Source organism: uncultured Porphyromonas sp., from assembly GCF_934359325.1.
GTDB lineage: Bacteria > Bacteroidota > Bacteroidia > Bacteroidales > Porphyromonadaceae > Porphyromonas_A.
Genome location: NZ_CAKRLH010000142.1, coordinates 1 through 4,277, shown reverse-complemented (window position 1 = coordinate 4,277; position 4,277 = coordinate 1). Strand labels below are relative to the sequence as shown.

Below are 4,277 nucleotides of genomic sequence, written 5' to 3'. Positions count from 1 at the left end.
GCTATGATAGAGAAAGTTGTGATGGGCACTAAGGTGCCTGCTAAGATGTGGCTGAGTGAGGTGGAGGACTCCTGCTTAGAGCAGATCATCACGCTCGCATCGCTCCCCTATGCGTACAAGCACATCGCGGTGATGCCGGATGCTCACACCGGTAAGGGCATGCCAATCGGTGGTGTCCTTGCGACGCGAGGTGTCGTGATCCCCAATGCTGTCGGAGTCGACATCGGCTGTGGTATGTGTGCCCTCCGGACAAGCCTCACGACGGAGGACCTGCCGCGAGAGCGACTCTCCGCTTTGGTGGCCTATGCGAGGGAGCGGATCCCTCTTGGCTTTGACAGTAGGGAGGAGCCGATGGATGAGAGTCTGCTTCCCGACAGAGAGCTTGATGATCTGCCCTGCCTGAGGAGTAAGAAGCAAGCTCTGCTGCGGCAGATCGGCACACTCGGGGGTGGCAACCACTTTATCGAGATTCAGCGTGACACCGCGACCGATGAGATCTGGGTAATGATCCACTCAGGTAGCCGAAATGTGGGGCTAAAGGTGGCGGAGTACTATAATCACCTGGCAGAGCAGTGGTGCGACAGGTGGTATGCCGACTGTCAGCCGGACCTCGCTTTCCTCCCCATAGAGACTCAGGAGGGGAAGGACTATATGCGAGAGATGGAGTACTGCAAGGACTTCGCCTTTGCCAATCGTCGGGAGATGATGGAGGTGGTGAAGGAGGCACTTCGGTCTCTCTGCCCCGGGGTGGACTTTGATCCTCTGATCAATGTCCCACACAACTACGCTGCCTGGGAGAAGCACTTCGGTGAGTACGTGATCGTCCACCGGAAGGGCGCTACACGAGCCTACGAGGGCGAGGTGGGGATCATCCCCGGCTCTATGGGTGCACACTCTTACATCGTCCAGGGCCTTGGCTGTCCCGACTCCTTTATGAGCTGCTCCCACGGGGCGGGGCGAAGGCTCAGCAGGAGGGCAGCCTTCCGTCAGCTCTCGCTTGAGGAGCAGCAGGCCCAGATGGATGAGCTTGGCGTACTCTACGACCTCACAGAGAAGGGGCTAGATGAGGCTCCCGGGGCGTATAAGGACATCGAGGAAGTGATAGCTAAGCAGCAGGATCTGGTGCGGCCGCTTGTGCGCCTTGCGCCTCTCGCTGTGATTAAGGGCTAAGCCCGGGGCACTTCGTGTTGGGTCACCTCCCTGCCATAGCAATCGTATGATAAACGTAAGTTGGTGTCCTCAGACTAAACCCGGTATTAGTCATCTCTATTACCGGTATTAGTCGACACTAAACCCGGTAATAGAGAAGTCTAATATCGGTGTCAGAAACGAACGTCTGCTGTCTGCTTGTTGCCAGTCTATTGTGCACGTGTATTCTGGGATCCGATTAGCAGAGGGGATCTCTCTGCAACGGTACAAAAAAAGGGTCGATGTCTCTCGTGGATGAGAGGCATCGACCCTTGCTTGCTATGTGAGTGTGTTACTTGCGCCGCTGGAGGCGGGCGTCCACCTTTGCCGTCAGCACCTCGCGGAGTTGCTCATCGGGGATACGAACAAGTACATCGTGGACAAAGGCTGAGGTGAGCATATCGTGTGCCTCATCCTCGGGGATGCCCCTCTGCTCCATATAGAAGAGCGCTGCCTCATCCAGCAGACCGGTTGCCAGTCCGTGAGCGCACTTGACATCGTCTGCATAGATCTCCAGCTGAGGCTTGGAGTACATCTTTGCCTCCTTGGAGAGCAGGAGGTTTCGATTATGCTGGTCGGCGTCCGTCCGGATCGCACCCGGCTCCACGTAGATCATCCCGGAGAAGCTCCCTACGGAGTGATCCGAGAGAGTGTACTTGAAGAGCTCGTCCGTGTGCCCATCGGTCTCGCTGTGGAAGATATTGGACCAGATGTCGCAGAGGTTGTCGTCGCGCAGGATCGCCAGTCCGTCCATCTGCAGGTCGGCGTGCTTGCCGGCCAGGTCGATGAAGAGATTGATCCTCGTCCGCTCGGGGTGAGAGACGATCTCAGTCAGGGTCATGCGGGCATCCTCACCGATCCGGGCGTGCACGTTGTGGAGCAGGCGCGTCCCGTGAGTCTGCTCGATGTAGTCGTAGAGGTGCAGGTCAGCTCGGTCGCGGACGTAGATCTCGGTGGTGATGAGAGCAGCGGCCCCCTCCTCGGGGAGGTTGCGGTGCGACTGCATCATGGTCACCCGGCTCTCCGCATCGCAGATGATCAGCAGGTGTCGGGCGGAGAGCCCGCGACCGAGGAGATAGATGAGCTCCAGCGGTACCTCCACCCGGCAGTGAGGCTCCACGTAGAGTACCATGGCCTCCTCAGCCAGCAGGTCGGTCAGGGAGGGGACAGCCCGATCTCTCAGGTCGCGCTGTGTCCCAAAGAGCTTAGCCGACTCAGGATGCAGCTCGGCAAAGCGGCTCAGCGGTCCGACAAAGCAGCCCTCTATCTCTGCCCCCTCTGAGCAGAGGAGACGGCTGTCGTCAAGGAGTCGGTAGGGAGACAAGTCGCTCTCCGCTACAGGGGACTGACGTAGCTCGGTGTCGTCAAACATTCCCAGGTCGAAGTGAGCATAGTGCTCAGGTCCGTGCTTGGGAAGAGGCTTCTTGCGAAGGAGCTCCCTCGCCTCCTCGCGACGACGTGCCATCAGAGGCGAGTCTGAGGTGACGCTGTCCGAGAGGGTGAGGAAATGCTCGGTGAGTTGTTGTTGCTTAGACATCATAGCTCAGTCCTCCTTCTGCTCCTCTCTGAGCCAGTCGTAGCCCTTGTCCTCCAGCTCCAGTGCGAGCTCGGGACCGCCTGTCCTAATGATCTCTCCATTCATCAGCACGTGGATGACATCGGGGCGAATATAGTCAAGCAGTCTCTGGTAGTGCGTGATGACAATTGCAGAGAAGTGGGGCGAGCGCATACTATTGACCCCCTCGGCAACCGTCCTGAGGGCATCAATGTCGAGACCGGAGTCGGTCTCGTCGAGGATCGCAAGAGAGGGCTCGAGGACCAGCATCTGGAAGATCTCGTTGCGCTTCTTCTCTCCACCGGAGAAGCCCTGATTGACAAACCTCTTCATCAGGTCGGAGGGGAGCTTCACCTGCTTCTGCTTCTCCTTGAGGAGCTTGAGGAAGTCGGCAGCCTTCATCGGCTCCTTGCCCTCCTGCTTGCGCTTGGCGTTGAGGGAGGCGCGGAGGAAGGAGGTCATGCTGACGCCGGGGATCTCTACGGGGTACTGGAAGGACATCATCAGTCCTTTCTGTGCCCGGAGTGACGGACTCATCTCGAGGAGGTTCTCGCCATTGAAGGTCACCTGCCCCTGCGTGGGCTCGTAGGGGGGGCGTCCCGTGAGGACGTTGGCGAGAGTGCTCTTCCCGCCGCCATTGGGTCCCATGATGGCGTGTATTTCGCCGTCGGGTATGTGGAGGTTGATCCCGCGTAGTATCTCTTTATCGCCGATCTTGGCGTGTAGGTTTTCTATATGTAACATGATGTAGTATCTGTAGTAAGTGTCATTATCCCACGGAGCCCTCGAGGGAGATGGAGAGGAGAGCCTTCGCCTCGATGGCAAACTCCATCGGGAGCTTCTCCATCACCTCCTGAGCGTACCCACCGACGATGAGGCCGATCGCCTCCTCCTCGGGGATGCCCCTCTGCTGGCAGTAGAAGAGCTGATCCTCGCTGATCTTGGAGGTCATCGCCTCATGCTCGATGATGGCTGTGTCATTGAGTATATCGGCGTAGGGGAAGGTGTGTGCGCCGCACTTGTCGCCTATGAGGAGGGAGTCGCACTGGGAGTAGTTGCGAGCATTCTCGGCATTCTTCCCCAGGTAGACCAGTCCGCGGTAGGAGTTCTCAGAGTGACCGGCGGAGATACCCTTGGAGACGATGGTGCTGCGGGTGTTTTTCCCCGTGTGGATCATCTTGGTCCCGGTGTCTGCCATCTGGTGATTATTGGTGACGGCAACGGAGTAAAACTCGCCCACGGAGTTGTCGCCCTTGAGGATGCAGCTGGGGTACTTCCAGGTGATGGCCGATCCGGTCTCCACCTGAGTCCAGGAGACCTTTGACCCATTGCCCCGGCAGAGGGCCCGCTTGGTGACGAGATTGAAGACACCTCCCTTGCCCTCCTTGTCACCAGGGTACCAGTTCTGCACCGTGGAGTACTTGACCTCCGCATTCTCCTCCGCCACTATCTCGACGATGGCAGCGTGGAGTTGGTTCTCGTCCCTCTGCGGGGCGGTGCAGCCCTCGAGGTAGGAGACGTAGGAGTCGTCCTC

General features: G+C 58.5%; 4 protein-coding genes. 1 reads left to right on the top strand and 3 read right to left on the bottom strand.

Going from position 1 to position 4,277, the window contains the following annotated elements; translation table 11 throughout:
* A partial coding sequence (locus tag Q0F21_RS05815) for an RtcB family protein (RefSeq protein WP_363282674.1) occupies window positions 1–1,170 on the top strand: 1,170 nt, incomplete at its 5' end.
* Between the two features lie 310 nt (window positions 1,171–1,480).
* Here Q0F21_RS05815 and Q0F21_RS05810 read toward each other — a convergent pair.
* The 3 genes from Q0F21_RS05810 to Q0F21_RS05800 all read right to left on the bottom strand — a co-directional run.
* Window positions 1,481–2,728 carry a SufD family Fe-S cluster assembly protein gene (locus tag Q0F21_RS05810; protein WP_297238230.1) on the bottom strand — a complete coding sequence of 416 codons (1,248 nt, stop codon included), beginning with the start codon at window positions 2,726–2,728 and terminating at the stop codon, window positions 1,481–1,483.
* Window positions 2,729–2,731: 3 nt separating this feature from the next.
* On the bottom strand, window positions 2,732–3,487 hold the full coding sequence (sufC, locus tag Q0F21_RS05805) for a Fe-S cluster assembly ATPase SufC (protein WP_297238228.1): 756 nt from the start codon (window positions 3,485–3,487) through the stop codon (window positions 2,732–2,734).
* A gap of 25 nt (window positions 3,488–3,512) precedes the next feature.
* Window positions 3,513–4,277, bottom strand: a 765-nt coding sequence (locus Q0F21_RS05800; protein WP_297238226.1) for a SufD family Fe-S cluster assembly protein, incomplete at its 5' end; no start/stop codon positions are given.